Source organism: Cytobacillus sp. MT66, from assembly GCF_058792595.1.
In genome coordinates this window covers 141,419-156,314 of record NZ_JBXAFB010000004.1, presented here as the reverse complement: position 1 = coordinate 156,314, position 14,896 = coordinate 141,419, and the positions used below count along the sequence as shown (strand labels likewise).

Genomic DNA, 14,896 nt, shown 5'->3' with positions numbered 1-14,896 from the left:
TAATTTTTCTTGTGTCACAGTGTTATATTTAAAAAATGAAGAAATCAATTTGAGTGTTCGCCTATCTGGGCAATTTGGTCTGACTCATAAATGTGGATTCCGGAGAGCCCGTTTGAGGCTGCGCGGACCATTGCCTTTGCTACAGTTTTGGCATGGATAGGTTTGTATCTCCGAAGCGGTCCCATAAATATAGGCAGAAATTTAGAAACGGATGCTGCTAACCATTCACCAAACCGAAATTCTTGACGGTTTCCAAGCAGCAGTGAAGGGTGGAAGATTTTAAGCGCGGAAAGCCCTTGTGCTACAAGCGATTCCTCAATTTCTCCCTTTACTTTTGTATAGAAAGTACGCGATTTAGAATTTGCCCCCATCGATGTTATAATTAAAAACTCCCTGGTCCCCTGTTCCTTTGCCATTCTTCCCAGTGTTAATGGATAATGGTAATCAACTTTCCGAAAAACTTCCTGGCTTCCCGCCTTTTTTATCGTCGTTCCAAGGGTGCAATACACAACTGCCCCGTTCATATTCACATCGGTTTGCTCCAACTGGTCGAAGTCAATGATAGTTTCCTGAAGTTTTGGATGCTTAATCCCCGTTGACCGACGCACAATGATAGTGACCTCACTGTATGATTGATCATCCAGCAGCAGCTGGACAAGCTCCTTGCCTACTAAACCGGAAGCACCGGCTACAACGGCCTTGTTCACTTGTCAAACACCATCACAATATTCACTAACCCCATCTTTCTTGCAGCCCCTTTCAAAAATTATTAGGTTATTAGGTTAACAAAATTTTATAATATACATATGGTCTATTATTAGTACACACTATTTATATCAAATAAAAAACAGGTGGTCCCATGCATATATTATTCTTCGCTCCCTATTTTAATCAGCCTCGAGGCAATTCAACTACCATAAAGAGGCTTGTTCACTTTTTGCAGCATAAAAATATTAGTACATCCGTCATTCCCTACCTTGAAGATGATAACTGGCATCTTTCCGAAGCAGATATCTTTCATATCTTACATGCTACCCGATTTTTACAATGGGCAAAAGAAAATAATTTCCGGATAAATCGCCCCTACCTTGTGACGATGGGTGGCACAGATATTAACATTGATCTGCAGACAAGGTTAGATGATGATATGTTTTCCTTTTTAAATGATGCTTCTTTTATTACAGTCTTTACAGAGGACGCAAAAGAAAAGGTAAAGCATCTGTTCCCGGGATGGGCAAATAAGACGATTGTGATACCTCAGGGAATTTGGATGCCCTGGACAATATCGCCAATGGTAGACCAACTCTCTCCACACATTCTGCTGCCTGCCGGGTTACGACCTGTTAAGGATGTTTTGCATGTACTTCCCGCACTTGATGGGTTAGCTTCCTATTATCCTGATATGAGTTTCACGATTCTTGGTGCCAAGCTAGATGAAAGTGTCTATCAGCAAGTGCAAAAAAAGATCGAACGATTCCATTGGATGGACTATGCAGGCGTTGTTCCCTATGAAGTGATGAAAGTATGGTACGAAAAAGCACAAATCGTCATTAACACATCTCTTTCTGAAGGCCAATCACTAGCACTGATGGAAGCTATGGCAGCGGAAAGGCCTGTGATTGCTCGTAAAAATGAAGCAAATCTCCAACTGATTCGCCACGGTCAGACAGGCTGGCTATATGAAACGATGGACGAGTTCCAAGATGCTGTTCATACTATAGTCCATCAAGCTGAGTTCCGGAAAAAAGTTATTCAGCAAGCAAGGAATTGGATGTCAGAACATCATTCACCAGAAACAGAAACACTTGCCTATATCCACTTGTATAAACAATTAAATAATGCACTCCGATAAAAACAAAAAGTGATCATCCAATTTTCTTTAGATGATCACTTTTTGTTTAAATAGGCGTTATTGATTGCAATAATTTAAATCCCCTTAGTTATTTTTTAAAGGGATATTTTACTGATCTTCCTATTGCTGCCCTTTCATCATTACGCCGCCGGATCCAGGCATACCATCATGATTGTTCTCAATATTGTCATTTATATTGTCGTGGGGGTTATCGTCACTTTCAAAATAACCACGATTGTTTCTGTTATTATCTATGCCATGATTAACGTTATTGCCGTTTTGGTTCATATCTTGTCTCCCATTCATTAGTCCATTGTTATTATTTTGATTCTCATAACGGACTGGAGAGTAGTTCGTGTTTTGATTTTGCGGTTCATTCATACGATTATTGTCAACACCACATGCAGTCATAAGACCAAGTGAAAGGCCCGCAGTAAGAACTGAAATAACTACCCTGTTTTTCATAAAATTCCCCTCCTGTTGAGTTTTGGTGCAGCAAATTTATTATGCTCCAATTCCTCTTTACATAACTGAATTAAAATAAGGGTGTTATTCCAAATCAGCTTGGATAAGGGAATTTCAGGTTATTCAAGATTATTAAGGAATTTCAATATATAGGAATAACTTCTAGGTATTCAGTTATAAACTGAGGTATAAAGGTATTTTTGTTTCTTTAAACAAAGCAATGGAGGTCATAAATCATTGAAGAAACTAGCTCAATCAATTAAAGAAAAAAAAGTAATTCTATTTGTTGGTTCCGGAGTCTCAAAAAACCTAGGATTACCCACTTATAATGAGTTAGTTGAAGAAATGGCTAAAAAATTGGGATATAGCGCTGAGTTATTTACTGCTTGGGGAAATAATGATTTCTTAATTTTAGCGGAATACTATATGCTTGAAAAAGGCTCTTTAGGTGGACTTAGAAGTTGGATGGACAGGATGTGGCATGATCAAAATATTGATATCGGCCAATCGGAAATCTATAAGCTCATTGTAGACCTTGATTTCCCCTTAATTTATACAACAAACTTTGATAGATGGTTAGAATATGCGTATGACTATTACCAAAAGAATTACATAAAGATAACAAATGTCGGTGACATTGCCAGATCAAAACCTAATGTTCCTCAAATAGTAAAATTTCATGGAGATTTTGATGACGATTCATCCATTGTTTTAACTGAATCCAGTTATTTTAACAGACTGGATTTTGAAAGCTCCCTTGACATAAAATTGCGTGCTGATTCATTAGAAAAGTCCATCCTTTTTATCGGGTACAGTCTGTCAGACATTAATATAAGATATATGCTGCATAAACTGCATAATCAATGGAAGTATTCTAAGAAGGAGAATATACGTCCAAAATCTTATATTTTTTTAGTCGATCCTAATCCCATTAAAGAAAGGATTTTACGCGAAAGAGGTATTATTCCTATCATCTATCATAAAGAAGAAGACCCTGGGATGGCACTGACAAAATTTCTTAGAGATTTATCTGTTTTGGTGGACAGAAGTGAGCCTTATTAAGTCACAACCCTTACATTTTTTTGTTAATCCCCCAATCCAACACCGTATATCAACAAAAAGCACCCCCCGATATGATGAACCCATCATACTTAGGAGGTGCCTTTTTACATATTGAGACAGCCACTCACATGGTGCTGATATCAATAACGAATCGATATTTCACATCTGAAGCTAATACCCGTTCATAGGCTTCATCAATTTGATCGGCTGAAATGACTTCAATCATTGGAGCGATATTATGTTTCGCACAGAAATCCAACATTTCCTGGGTCTCGCGGATTCCTCCAATCAATGATCCTGCAAATGAGCGGCGATGGCCGATTAAATTTCCCACTCTAAGTGATAACGGTTCTGCAGGAGCACCTACGTTGACAAGAGTGCCATCAAGAGTGAGCAGTCCTAAATAGGCATTTAGGTTAATCTTTGCACTTACCGTGTTAATAATTAAATCAAAGTTTCTGGCAAGCTTCTCGAATGTTTCAGGGTCACTCGTCGCATAGTAATGATCAGCGCCTAATTTCAGACCATCATCCTTTTTCTTCAATGTTTGTGATAAAACGGTAACCTCTGCGCCCATGGCATGTGCAATTTGGACAGCCATATGCCCAAGACCGCCCATACCAACAATCGCTACTTTCTTACCCTGACCCGCTCCCCAATGATTTAATGGAGAGTATGTCGTAATGCCTGCACAAAGTAATGGTGCGGCATAGTCAAGCTCAATGTTATCAGGAATACTAAGTACGAAATCTTCTTGTACAACAATATGGGTAGAATAGCCGCCTTGAGTAGGTTCTCCGTATTTGTCAACACCAGCATAGGTTTGGATATTTCCTTTGAGACAGTATTGTTCTTCTCCTTTACGGCAATTCTCACATTCACCGCAGGAGTCAACCATACATCCAACCCCCACCCGGTCACCGACCTTATGTTTTGTTACATTTGGTCCAACAGCTGTAACAATTCCAGCAATCTCGTGCCCAGGTACGAGCGGATAGTTCACGGGACCCCATTCACCGTGAGCTGTATGGATATCTGAATGACATATGCCAGCAAATTTAATCTCAATTAAAACATCATGCAGATCAAGATCGCGTCTTTTAATTTCAGCTGCACGAAACGGTTTATCTGGACCGTCGACAGCACGTGCTTTAGCAGTCACCATAAAAAAACCTCCATTAATTTAAACTTTTCAAGAGAATTTACTTTCTGCAGGGAAACAAAGAAATACTAATGTTTTAATTTTATCCCTTCATTTCTCTTGTAAAACAATGTTAATCCTTATAGTTAACTCGAGGTCAAGCGATTAACTTATCTAATTTTAAACTAAGCAATTACCTTGAAAAAATCGTCTCATAATATTAGAGTTAACTCTAGGTCTATATCTTTCATTAAGAAAGGAGATAAATGGTGAAGACATATTCTATCAGCGAAGCTGCTAAAGAATTGAATCTTACTGTCTATACCTTGCGTTACTACGATAAAGAGGGTCTTATGCCTTTTGTAGAACGTACAGCCGGCGGAACACGAGTTTTTAAAGAATCAGATATCAGCTCTTTAAAAATCATTGAATGTTTGAAATCTACTGGGATGCCTATTAAGGAAATTAAACATTTCATTGATTGGTGTTCAGAAGGCGATTCCACACTGCAGCAAAGATTAGACATGTTTATGGAAAGAAAAGCAAATGTGGAAGCACAAATGGAAGAACTAAAAAAGACAATTGAAATCATCGAGCACAAATGCTTATATTATAAGACTGCGCTGGAAGCTGGAACAGAAGATATTCATAAAAACAAAATATCCATTACTAATTAACATAAAGCATCCTATAAGTTCTATTACTGTTCCCCACGCCATGAGGAGTACCTGGATTTGAGCATTATCTGTGTAGTGGATGTTCAACTTTAAATGTCATCCAGCCTTCTTTATAGTCTGCACAGATACCTCCACCATGCTGCTCCACAATCCTTTTTGCAATCGCAAGTCCAAGTCCTGTTCCTTGATTTTCCTTCCTCAAGTTTTTTTACAAAAAAAGAAATGAACCCTAAATATAGGTTCATTTCTCTTCAGTAAGTTAGGTAGTATTTTACATAACCTTGGATAACCCAATTGTTTTTTCAATAATTATTAAAGCTATGATCGAAATAGCAATAAATATTACAGATATGGCATTTACACTTGGATCAAAAGTTTGCTCTATATAACTGAATGTACGAACGGGCACCGTAACTGTGGATGGTGAGGAAATAAATAAACTAATTGAAATTTCCCCGAAGGATGTAACAGTTGAAAAGACTGCACCAGCAATAATCCCCGGTTTAATTAATGGGAGTGTAACGTTAAAAAACGTTTGAACCGGATTTGCCCCAAGATTCATAGAAGCCAGCTCTAACCGTGGATCCAAATTTGACACACTTACGGCCACTGTTCTTACTACATACGGAAAACAGATAATAATATGACCAATTGCTAAAGCCGTAATGCTTCCATTGATTCCCATCATATTAAATATATATAACAGCGCAATTCCCAGGACAATTTGTGGAATCATTAATGGAGATAACACAAATGATTGAATAGCTTCCTTCCCTCTGAATTGCAGTCTTGCCAATGCATAGGCAGCCATTGTTCCCAGAATAACGGTAAGCGGGGTAACAATAACAAGCAGAATCCCACTTGTAGTTAAAGAGTCCATCCATTGAGGATTTTCAAAAACTGCATAAAACCAATTTAAAGAAAACTCTTTTGGCGGAAATTCCGGGTAGGCCTTTGGACTAAAAGCCGAAAGCCCAATAACAAAAACCGGTAATATCAAAAATAGGTATACTAATATCCCTACCGTCCAAATACAAAAATCAAGCCATTTCAATGGTTTTTTACGATGATTGTTAGCCATGCATTCTCGTCTCCCATCGTTTTAAAACAAGTCCCAGTATTCCTACAAAAATAAAAACTATGACCAATAAACTGATCGACATAGCTGCAGCAAGAGGCAAATTAAATACCTGCATGACTTGTTGGTAAATCGATAAAGGCAAAATTGGCTGCATCCGTCCACCAACCAACAATGGAGTAATATAGCTGCCTGCGGCTAAAGAGAACACAATGATTGCACCAGTGATCATCCCAGGAATCGTCAATGGAAGAGTTACCTTAAAAAAGCTTTGAATACGTCCTGCTCCAAGACTCATAGACGCATTCCGCAAATTAGGGTTTAAATCACTTAAGGAAGTTGCAATCGGGAGAACGGCAAATGGAAGCATCACTTGCACATAGGCGATTATGACAGCTCTCATATTCCATAAAAGAGATAGTGGTTCCCCTATAATATTTAACTTAATTAATATTTCATTGATTAATCCATTTTGTGCTAACAGGACAATCCAGGCAAATGTACGGATAACCACACTAGTTAGAAGGGGTGAAACTAGCATAATATAAAATAGTGCCCTTAGTTTTCTATTAGGTGCTCTTACTAGCAAATAAGCAGCAGGATAGGCAAGTACTAGACAAAGTAAAGTTGTAATTAATGCCATCCAAATGGTAGATATAATTGTTTTTACATAGATTTTAGAAGAGAAAACTTCTATATAATGTGAGAAGCTATAAGTATTGAGAACGGTTAACATACTATCGACATCTCGAAAACTAAGTACAATTAAAAAAATCAATGGCGCTACAAGGAATACACCTAAAAATAATAGAGTTGGAAGAAGCAACAGCCAATGGAAAAGTTGGTTTTTCTTTTTGGAAGATTTCCTCATGCTACTCTCCTGCTTCCAGTGGAATAATGTCTTCTGAATTCCAATAAATGTAGAAAGCATCGCCAGGTTTCGGCAGTTCATTGAACACTGGGTCCGGGGTATGAATGGTGAGCTCTCTGCTGCCTAGTTCAACATTTAGACGTAATGCATTCCCAATATAACTAATTTCTTTTAATTGAACTTTAGCATTATTGACCGTGCGTTCTAACGGGATAAAAGAAATATGAATTCTTTCTGGCCGAAGCATAAACAAGGTTTCACTATCAGATTCAGCTTCAACTTCCAATTGAAGAGGTCTATTTTTAGCTGCCTCAAACTCTTCCGCTTCATATAATACTTTGCCTTCAGGAGCCTCGCTTTGACTGACACTCTTCTTCGCTTTAATTAAATTGACTTGCCCAATAAATTCGGCAACAAATCGGTTTGCCGGGCGACGATACACTTCTAATGGACTTCCTACTTGCTGCAGATGGCCTTTTCCTAATATACCAATCCTGTCGGAAAGACTTAATGCCTCCTCTTGGTCATGAGTAACAAGAATGGTTGTAATCCCGACACGTTGCTGTATATTTCTTAGCTCAAATTGCATTTCCTTTCGCAGCTTTGCATCCAAATTACTTAATGGCTCGTCAAGTAAAAGGACAGATGGCTGAATGGCTATCGCACGGGCGATCGCAACACGCTGTTGTTGTCCCCCGCTCAACTGATGTGGCCTTCTTTCAGCAAATGAAGAAAGCTGGACAAGTGATAGAGCTTCGGTAACTCTTTCCTTGATTTCATTTCGGGAAAGTTTTTTAATTTTTAATCCATATGCAACATTCTCAAAAACAGTCAAATGCGGGAAAAGAGCATAATTCTGAAAAACCATTCCGAGATTCCTTCGATAAGCAGGAAGGCCTGTTACATCATTTCCGCCAATATAAACTGATCCAGATGTAGGCTCCAAAAATCCAGCAATGATGTTTAGGAGCGTCGATTTTCCGCAGCCACTAGGGCCAAGAAGGGAGAAGAACTCCCCTTCCTGAACTTCTAAATTAACTTCTGCAAGCGCCACATTCTCATCAAAATGACGACTTACTTGATCAATTTTAATTTTGCTCATTACTTGCCACCAAGTTCCTGTGTCCAGCGATTTGTCCAATCATTTAATTGTGGGGTAGCCGTTTCATAATCAACCCATTTTAATTGACTATACGCTTGCTCTCCTGTTTGAACTTTTCCCTTTAGAACTTCACTGTATTCAACATTTTTGTTAGTCATTCCATAATAAGACTGCTTCGAAAACTCTCCTTGTACTTCAGGGCTGATAAGATAATTCAGCAATTTATATGCATTTGCTTCATTCGGGCTTCCTTTTGTTATCGCCCAGCTAGCAGCAGCTGCAACCGCCCCTTCCTCTGGGTAAACAAAACCTAAATCCAGACCAGACTCTTGGAGTGCGAAAACACGCCCATCCCAGAAAGGAACGACCCAAGCTTCTCCTCTTTCAAGCAATGTTTGTATAGTTCCGGGATTATCGGGGTATGCCACAATGCTTGGCTTTAACTCATTAAGCTTAGTAAAAGCTGCTTCAACATCTTCTGCATTTTTTTCTTCTCCTCCCAGGGCATTTACAAGACCTGAGAAAAATTGCAGCCCGGCAGAATAACTTGGTGAAGAAATAGCTACATGTCCCTTATATTCAGGGTTCCATAAATCTAACCACTTTGTAGGCTCAACTGGAACAAGGTCTTTCCGGTAAGCAAGCCCAAGCTGTCCCATACTAAACCCAGCTGCATATTGTTTATCATTATATGTCAAACGGTCCTGCACTGAAGGATAAAGATCCGCTAAGTTTGGAACCTTTTCCTCATCAAGCGGAAGGAGCAAATCGGCAGCAACAGCACGTTGGATGGTATCTGGCTGCAAAATCAATAAATCATACTGTGGATTTTTGCCGTTTGAAGCTCGTAACTTTGTAAACCACTCAGCATCTGCTCCAGCTACAACTTCCACACTTACCCCAGTTTCTTCTTTGAATTTTTCAAGGCTTGGACGAATCTGTTCTTCCCAAGCACCCCCATATACACCGACAACTACTTGATCTGTTTCTTTTGGTTCTTCGCTATTGTTAGCAGACTCATTCTCGTTTCCAGCACCTCCGCAAGCTGTCAGTAAAAGCGCCATTACGATTGAAATAATCAAAGCTAATGAAAGTTTATTCTTTTTCATTGTCACTCACCCCATCAATGTCTGTTAATTTTAAAAAGATTTTCTCTACTGTTTCACGGCTAAGTTCCTGATCAGCATCAGCAAAATACTGATGAATTAAGTGTTTATAATGAGAGCGCTGATTGGCCGGAAGCCTTAAGAGCAATTTAGCCAAAATCGTGCTTGCTTCTGGTGACCACACAGCTTCATATCTTTCTCTTGCCGAACCAAAATCCCAGCCAGACTGTTTTTCTTTTGCCATCGTTTTACGCAAATTTTCTGTTTCATCTTTATTCAATTTAAATGTCCCAGCCGAAGTTACCATGATGACTACACCGTATTGTTTTTTAGCTAGATCAATACTTAACAATCCTGATTTTACTTCTTCTACGACAAGTTCAGGAACCCGTTCAAGAGGATTTCCCCATCCTCCCCCGCCTGGAGAAGTAATGCTAACAACTTGTCCTTTTTCAGGACGCAAAATCTCAATTTTCGGCAACTGTCTTTCATTCTCTGTATCTGGGTTAAGTCTTACGTATCCATGAGATCCTGCTTGTCCTCCTGCCAGCCCCCACGGTTGGAAGCGAATTCTTTCCATTCCACGAGCTGTTACGATGGATTCAGGTTTAACGATTTCAAAATCGAGCTGAATCGCATGACCGCCCCGATGTAATCCCGCTCCAGCAGTGTCCTTCAAAATTTCGTATTTTTTTACAAAGATGTCTATATGCTGTTCAAGACTTTCAATTGGGGTATTTTTTAAAAAGCCTGAAGCATGGTCGATTCCATCAACACCATCCATATCAAACTGGCCTCCGCCACCGCCGCCCATTGGTTCAACCACAGCTATTTTTCTTGAACCAGTTGATTCATCAGGTGTGGATAAGACGACTATCGCAGACTGACCGGCACCAGCGGCAGGAACCATATCCGGTAAAGCTTTGGCTAATGCACCTAAAATGACATTATACATTCTCATAGTGATCGAATGACGGATCCCGACTGCAGCTGGATATTCCGGATTAACTAATGTTCCTTTTGGGGCAATTACCTCTATCGGCCTTGTTATCCCACCATTTACTGGAATAAATGGATCTGTACTAATGATATAGTTAATTAACCCTTGATATAGAAAGGAATGTTTACTTCCATTTGTGACAAGATTAAAGGCTGTTTCAACCTGGGGATCACAATCAGAAAAATCTAAAGTGATTTTTCGATCCTTAATAGTGACGGTGACCGCAAGACGAATGGGAACATCAGAAACCATATCATCATCCAAATAATCAGCAAAAGAGTAAGTTCCATCAGGGATATCACGAATAATATTCCCAGCTCTCATCTCCGCTTGTTCAAGCAGGTCCTCCATCCCATCCTTTACTGCACCAACGCCAAATTTCTCCACCATATCCAGCAAGCGAATTTCCGCAGTGTTCACTGCAGCAATCATCGCATTGATATCCCCATAATTTAAGTGGGGTACTCGGCTATTGGCATTTAAAAAGGCTACAACCTCTTTATTCTCCTTTCCTGCTTTATATATTTTTACAGGAGGAATTCTTAGCCCTTCTTGGTGAACATCTGTTGCAGTAGGTGAAATGCTGGCAGGGACAAGTCCACCGACATCACTTACGTGAACAAACGCCCATGCGTAGCTAATGATTTCGCCACCTTTAAATATAGGTTTAAAAACATGAACATCAGGTAAATGTGTCGCTAACCCATCCGTTGTATAAGGATCATTTGTTATAACAATATCACCCGGTTCAAAAGGTCCGCATGCTTCAATTGCACGTTTTAAGCTTAGGCCCATAAAAATGGTTACTCCAACCGTTTTAGGATATACATAAAATTCCCCATCTGGAGTTGCTAAAGCAGTGGCAAAGTCTGCTGACTCTTTAACAAAAGTCGTAAAAGAGGTCCGTTCAATAACATGCCCCATTCCAGAAGCAATTGCATTAAAATAACTTCTTATTATTTCTAATTGTGCGGGATCCGTGCGCATTATTGTTCACTCTCCATTCGCGCGATGATTAAGTTTCCTGCAGCATCTATTTCTCCAAACCAATCAGGGAGAATGACAACTGTTGTATCATCCTGTTCTACGATAGCAGGACCTGCCACACGCTGTCCGTATGCTAAATCTGTTCGCAAATAAATTCCAGCAACATATTCTTTTCCTTTAATCATAATTTTTCTATTTGAGGTAACAGCTGGTACTGTAGTCTCTTCCTTTAATGATTCCCTAAATTCTGGTTTCGGTGTATGACCAATAATCCGGACACGTAAGTTTATAATTTCTATACTTGTTTTTGGATCACTGTGTCCATACTGCTTCTGGTGAATTTGATGGAATGCATCCTTTATTTCTTGAAAACCTTGCTGGTCAAGCCACGAAATCGAAATTGGCAACTCAATTTCGTAAGCTTGTCCTTTGTATCTTGCATCCAATGAGTAATAAATAGATGTCCCTTCTAATATAGAAAGTTCTTGCTGCTTTATCCATCGTTCAGCATCTATTGAGAGGCGAGTAAAATCTGCTTTTAACTCGTCCGCTGTTAGTTCTTCAAGTAGATCCTGACGGGATGAAACAGCATCATAAATGAAATCCGAAGTTAATGATCCTAGCGCACATAAGGTACCCGGACTTGGCGGGACAAGAATATTCTTCGCTTGAATTTCTACCGCTAGGAAGTTAGCGATCACAGGTCCAGCTCCGCCGAATGCCAGCAAGCTAAATTCCCGCGGGTCAAAGCCTTGCTGTTCCATCACACTGCTAAGCTCTGTATACATATTCGCTACAGCAACTTGAATGATCCTATCTGCCGCTTCCTGAACACCGGTTTTTAAATACTCTGCAATTTGGCCAAGTGCCTTTTCGGATTTTTCCGGGTACAGTGGAAGATTTCCAGCAGCAAAACGATCCGGATTCAAGTATTGACAAACAAGAAATGCATCTGTTAAAGCTGCTTGATTTCCTTCACCATAGCATGCTGGTCCAGGACTTGAACCCACTGACTCTGGGCCAACCTTAAGCATTCCACCATTATCAATCCATGCGATAGAACCTCCACCGGCACCGATTGAATAGATGGCAACGGATGGAATCATAATTGGTATGCCAGCAATTTCATTTGTTTGAGTAAATGTTGCCTTTCCTTGCTGAATAATCGAGATATCGGCACTTGTTCCACCAACATCAAACGTAATAACGTTCTCAAAACCTGCAGATTCAGCAACCCTAATAGACCCAATTACCCCTGCGGCTGGTCCAGAAAATAATGTTCGCACAGGAGCAGCCCCCGCTGTTTCAATATCCATCAGTCCCCCGTTAGATTGGGTGATAAACGGGATGGCTTTAAGTCCTTCCTTGGAAAGCCTTTCTTTCAATGTATCAAAGTATTTTTTCACATTTGGCTGAATATAAAGATTAGCTGATGCCATAACCGTGCGCTCAAACTCACGCATTTGTGCCCATAGTGCAGATGCCATAATAACATCTAACTCTGGGGCCCTTTCCTTTACTCTTTCAAAAGCCATTTTTTCATGAATTGGGTTTTTATAGCTGTGCAGAAACGAAATGACAATCCCCTGAATTCCTTCCGAGACCGCTTGATCCACTGCTGTATCAATTCCTTCTAAATCTAAAGGCATTCGCTCTGATCCATCATGAAGCATTCGTTCTTTGATTGGAAAAGTATACTTTCTTGGTATTAATGGCTCTGGCAGCCTCGAGCGAAAATCATATGGGACTGGCAGTCTCAGTCTTTGCAGTGAGAGAATATCTCTAAACCCTTCTGTTACAAATAAAGCTATTTTTGCTCCTTTTCGTTGAAGCAAAGTATTTAATCCTATGGTCATTCCATGAACAAAATAGGATATCTGTGCCGGTTCTATCCCATCTTTATTCAATAGGGCCAGCCCATTTGAAATCCCTTGAGCAGGGTCATGTGGGACAGTCGGAGTTTTATAATTAAAAAATTTGCCGGTCTCCGCATTTAACAAAGTTAAATCAGTAAAGGTTCCTCCAATGTCTATACCTAACCGGTATTGATTTTTACTCACGTAAATTGCTCCTAACTTTTGTAATTTTTTATTCTGAATTTTGAACGTATTTAATTATACTATACCGATAGGATTAATTATAGTCTAAATTCAATCGGTTCTGAAACCAATAATTAGGTGGTAGTGGCCGCAAGTTTTTTGCAAAAAAAAAAAGAAATGAACCCTAAATAATAGGCTCATTTCTTTTCAGTAAGTTAGGTGGATTAAATTAACCTTACTTTCACCATTCCTTCAATCTGATTGATATTTTGCTCTAGGGAAGAAGCTACTTCCTGGTATACAGCATTATCAATATCAATAATTGTGTAGGCATAATCGCCGCGGCTTCTGTTTACCATGTCTGCGATGTTTAGGTGATAACTAGATATTGCAGATGTAATTTTTCCAACCATATGTGGAATGTTTTGATGGAAAGCCGTAACACGTTTTTTCCCTGTATATGGAATGGCAGCATTCGGGAAGTTCACAGAGTTTTTGATGTTACCTGTCTCAAGGAATTCCTTTACTTGGTGAGCTGCCATGATCGCGCAATTTTCCTCAGATTCAACTGTAGAAGCTCCGAGGTGCGGAGTTGGGATGACGTTTTTCATCTTCAGTACATTTTCATTTGGGAAATCTGTCATATACTTGCCTACTTTTCCACTTTCAAGTGCAGCAGCCATATCGTTTTCATTCACTAATTCACCGCGAGAAAAGTTCAAGATATAAACATCATCCTTCATTAAGCTAAAAGTCGCTTCATTAAACATCCCTCTTGTATCATCTGTTAATGGAACATGGACAGTTATATAATCAGATTCAGCAAATAGCTGTTCGATGGTCATCGCCCGCTGGACTTTACGAGATAGCTTCCAGGCAGTATCAACAGAGATAAATGGGTCAAATCCAATGACATCCATATCTAACTCTATCGCATCATTCGCTACAAGAGCTCCAATGGCTCCTAATCCAATAACGCCTAGAGTTTTACCCTTAATTTCCTTTCCAACAAATTGCTTTTTGCCAGCTTCAACAAGCTTTGGAACTTGATCACCTTCGCCCTCTAACGTCTTAACCCAGCTTACTCCGGCAAAAAGGTTGCGAGAGGCTGCCATTAATGAAGTCAGTACCAATTCTTTTACTGCGTTGGCATTGGCACCTGGGGTATTAAATACAACAATTCCTTGCTCCGTGCATTTTTCGACTGGAATATTATTCACGCCCGCTCCTGCCCGGGCAATGGCCTTTAGTTGATTGCCAAATTCCATTGCATGCATATTAAAGCTGCGTACAACAATGGCATCAGGGTTCTCACTGTCATTATCGATGGCGAAGTTGTCTGTTTTAAAAACTTTTAAACCGCTTTCTGCAATGTTATTTAAAGTCTTTATCGTTTTTATTTTATTTACCGTTGTTGTGCTCATTTTCATTCTCCTCGTTATCGTATATTTTCAAATTAGGAATCTAACAAAAATAAAAAGAGACTGGTGTTCACCAATCTCATCAAAAAACAAAT

General features: G+C 39.5%; 13 protein-coding genes and 1 pseudogene. 3 read left to right on the top strand and 11 right to left on the bottom strand.

Translation table 11 applies throughout. The features are described from left to right. Nucleotides 1–44: 44 nt before the first annotated feature. Entirely contained in the window at nucleotides 45–707 is a 663-nt protein-coding gene (locus tag AC1Q59_RS09205) for an oxidoreductase (RefSeq protein ID WP_492365515.1), read from the bottom strand. A gap of 230 nt (nucleotides 708–937) precedes the next feature. On the opposite strand from AC1Q59_RS09205, the gene AC1Q59_RS09200 reads away from it, so the two are divergent. Further along, nucleotides 938–1,852 carry a glycosyltransferase gene (locus tag AC1Q59_RS09200; RefSeq protein ID WP_492365514.1) on the top strand — a complete coding sequence of 305 codons (915 nt, stop codon included), beginning with the start codon at nucleotides 938–940 and terminating at the stop codon, nucleotides 1,850–1,852. A 120-nt stretch (nucleotides 1,853–1,972) separates the two neighbouring features. On the opposite strand, the gene AC1Q59_RS09195 is transcribed toward AC1Q59_RS09200, so the two are convergent. Further along, nucleotides 1,973–2,317, bottom strand: coding sequence for a hypothetical protein (locus AC1Q59_RS09195; protein ID WP_492365513.1), 345 nt, complete (start codon nucleotides 2,315–2,317; stop codon nucleotides 1,973–1,975). A gap of 237 nt (nucleotides 2,318–2,554) precedes the next feature. Here AC1Q59_RS09195 and AC1Q59_RS09190 point away from each other — a divergent pair, with 237 nt between their 5' ends. After that, nucleotides 2,555–3,379: an SIR2 family protein gene (locus AC1Q59_RS09190; RefSeq protein WP_492365512.1), complete on the top strand. Its 825-nt coding sequence runs from the start codon at nucleotides 2,555–2,557 to the stop codon at nucleotides 3,377–3,379. Nucleotides 3,380–3,503: 124 nt separating this feature from the next. Here AC1Q59_RS09190 and AC1Q59_RS09185 read toward each other — a convergent pair whose 3' ends face one another. Then, complete coding sequence (locus AC1Q59_RS09185) at nucleotides 3,504–4,544, bottom strand: NAD(P)-dependent alcohol dehydrogenase (RefSeq protein WP_492365511.1); 1,041 nt, start codon at nucleotides 4,542–4,544, stop codon at nucleotides 3,504–3,506. A gap of 245 nt (nucleotides 4,545–4,789) precedes the next feature. Between AC1Q59_RS09185 and AC1Q59_RS09180 the strand changes: the two genes are divergently transcribed. Next, entirely contained in the window at nucleotides 4,790–5,197 is a 408-nt protein-coding gene (locus tag AC1Q59_RS09180; protein WP_492365737.1) for a MerR family transcriptional regulator, read from the top strand. A gap of 64 nt (nucleotides 5,198–5,261) precedes the next feature. On the opposite strand, the pseudogene AC1Q59_RS09175 reads toward AC1Q59_RS09180, so the two are convergent. The 8 genes and pseudogenes from AC1Q59_RS09175 to AC1Q59_RS09140 form a co-directional block, all read right to left on the bottom strand. Next, a pseudogene (locus tag AC1Q59_RS09175) lies at nucleotides 5,262–5,396 on the bottom strand (ATP-binding protein); the annotation flags it as partial. 72 nt (nucleotides 5,397–5,468) lie between these two features. After that, a complete protein-coding gene (locus AC1Q59_RS09170) occupies nucleotides 5,469–6,278 on the bottom strand; it encodes an ABC transporter permease (protein ID WP_492365510.1) in 810 nt (269 codons plus the stop codon). Further along, a complete protein-coding gene (locus tag AC1Q59_RS09165; protein ID WP_492365509.1) occupies nucleotides 6,271–7,146 on the bottom strand; it encodes an ABC transporter permease in 876 nt (291 codons plus the stop codon). The genes AC1Q59_RS09170 and AC1Q59_RS09165 overlap by 8 nt, the downstream gene beginning before the upstream one ends. 1 nt (nucleotide 7,147) lies before the next feature. Continuing rightward, nucleotides 7,148–8,248, bottom strand: coding sequence for an ABC transporter ATP-binding protein (locus AC1Q59_RS09160; RefSeq protein WP_492365508.1), 1,101 nt, complete (start codon nucleotides 8,246–8,248; stop codon nucleotides 7,148–7,150). After that, nucleotides 8,248–9,357: an ABC transporter substrate-binding protein gene (locus tag AC1Q59_RS09155; RefSeq protein WP_492365507.1), complete on the bottom strand. Its 1,110-nt coding sequence runs from the start codon at nucleotides 9,355–9,357 to the stop codon at nucleotides 8,248–8,250. Before AC1Q59_RS09155 ends, AC1Q59_RS09160 begins: the two co-directional genes overlap by 1 nt. Further along, complete coding sequence (locus AC1Q59_RS09150) at nucleotides 9,344–11,341, bottom strand: hydantoinase B/oxoprolinase family protein (protein ID WP_492365506.1); 1,998 nt, start codon at nucleotides 11,339–11,341, stop codon at nucleotides 9,344–9,346. The genes AC1Q59_RS09155 and AC1Q59_RS09150 overlap by 14 nt, the downstream gene beginning before the upstream one ends. Further along, nucleotides 11,341–13,401, bottom strand: coding sequence for a hydantoinase/oxoprolinase family protein (locus AC1Q59_RS09145; RefSeq protein WP_492365505.1), 2,061 nt, complete (start codon nucleotides 13,399–13,401; stop codon nucleotides 11,341–11,343). The genes AC1Q59_RS09150 and AC1Q59_RS09145 overlap by 1 nt, the downstream gene beginning before the upstream one ends. Before the next feature lie 203 nt (nucleotides 13,402–13,604). Further along, the gene (locus tag AC1Q59_RS09140; protein WP_492365504.1) at nucleotides 13,605–14,804 is read right to left on the bottom strand and encodes a phosphoglycerate dehydrogenase; all 1,200 of its coding nucleotides are present in this window, start codon (nucleotides 14,802–14,804) and stop codon (nucleotides 13,605–13,607) included. Nucleotides 14,805–14,896 lie beyond the last annotated feature (92 nt).

Bases quoted from the DNA above. Each gene is read 5' to 3' on its own strand.
- AC1Q59_RS09140 (WP_492365504.1), bottom strand. From the start codon at position 14,804: ATGAGCACAACAACGGTAAATAAAATAAAAACGATAAAGACTTTAAAT.
- AC1Q59_RS09160 (WP_492365508.1), bottom strand. From the start codon at position 8,248: ATGAGCAAAATTAAAATTGATCAAGTAAGTCGTCATTTTGATGAGAAT.
- AC1Q59_RS09155 (WP_492365507.1), bottom strand. From the start codon at position 9,357: ATGAAAAAGAATAAACTTTCATTAGCTTTGATTATTTCAATCGTAATG.
- AC1Q59_RS09185 (WP_492365511.1), bottom strand. From the start codon at position 4,544: ATGGTGACTGCTAAAGCACGTGCTGTCGACGGTCCAGATAAACCGTTT.
- AC1Q59_RS09150 (WP_492365506.1), bottom strand. From the start codon at position 11,341: ATGCGCACGGATCCCGCACAATTAGAAATAATAAGAAGTTATTTTAAT.
- AC1Q59_RS09165 (WP_492365509.1), bottom strand. From the start codon at position 7,146: ATGAGGAAATCTTCCAAAAAGAAAAACCAACTTTTCCATTGGCTGTTG.
- AC1Q59_RS09195 (WP_492365513.1), bottom strand. From the start codon at position 2,317: ATGAAAAACAGGGTAGTTATTTCAGTTCTTACTGCGGGCCTTTCACTT.
- AC1Q59_RS09170 (WP_492365510.1), bottom strand. From the start codon at position 6,278: ATGGCTAACAATCATCGTAAAAAACCATTGAAATGGCTTGATTTTTGT.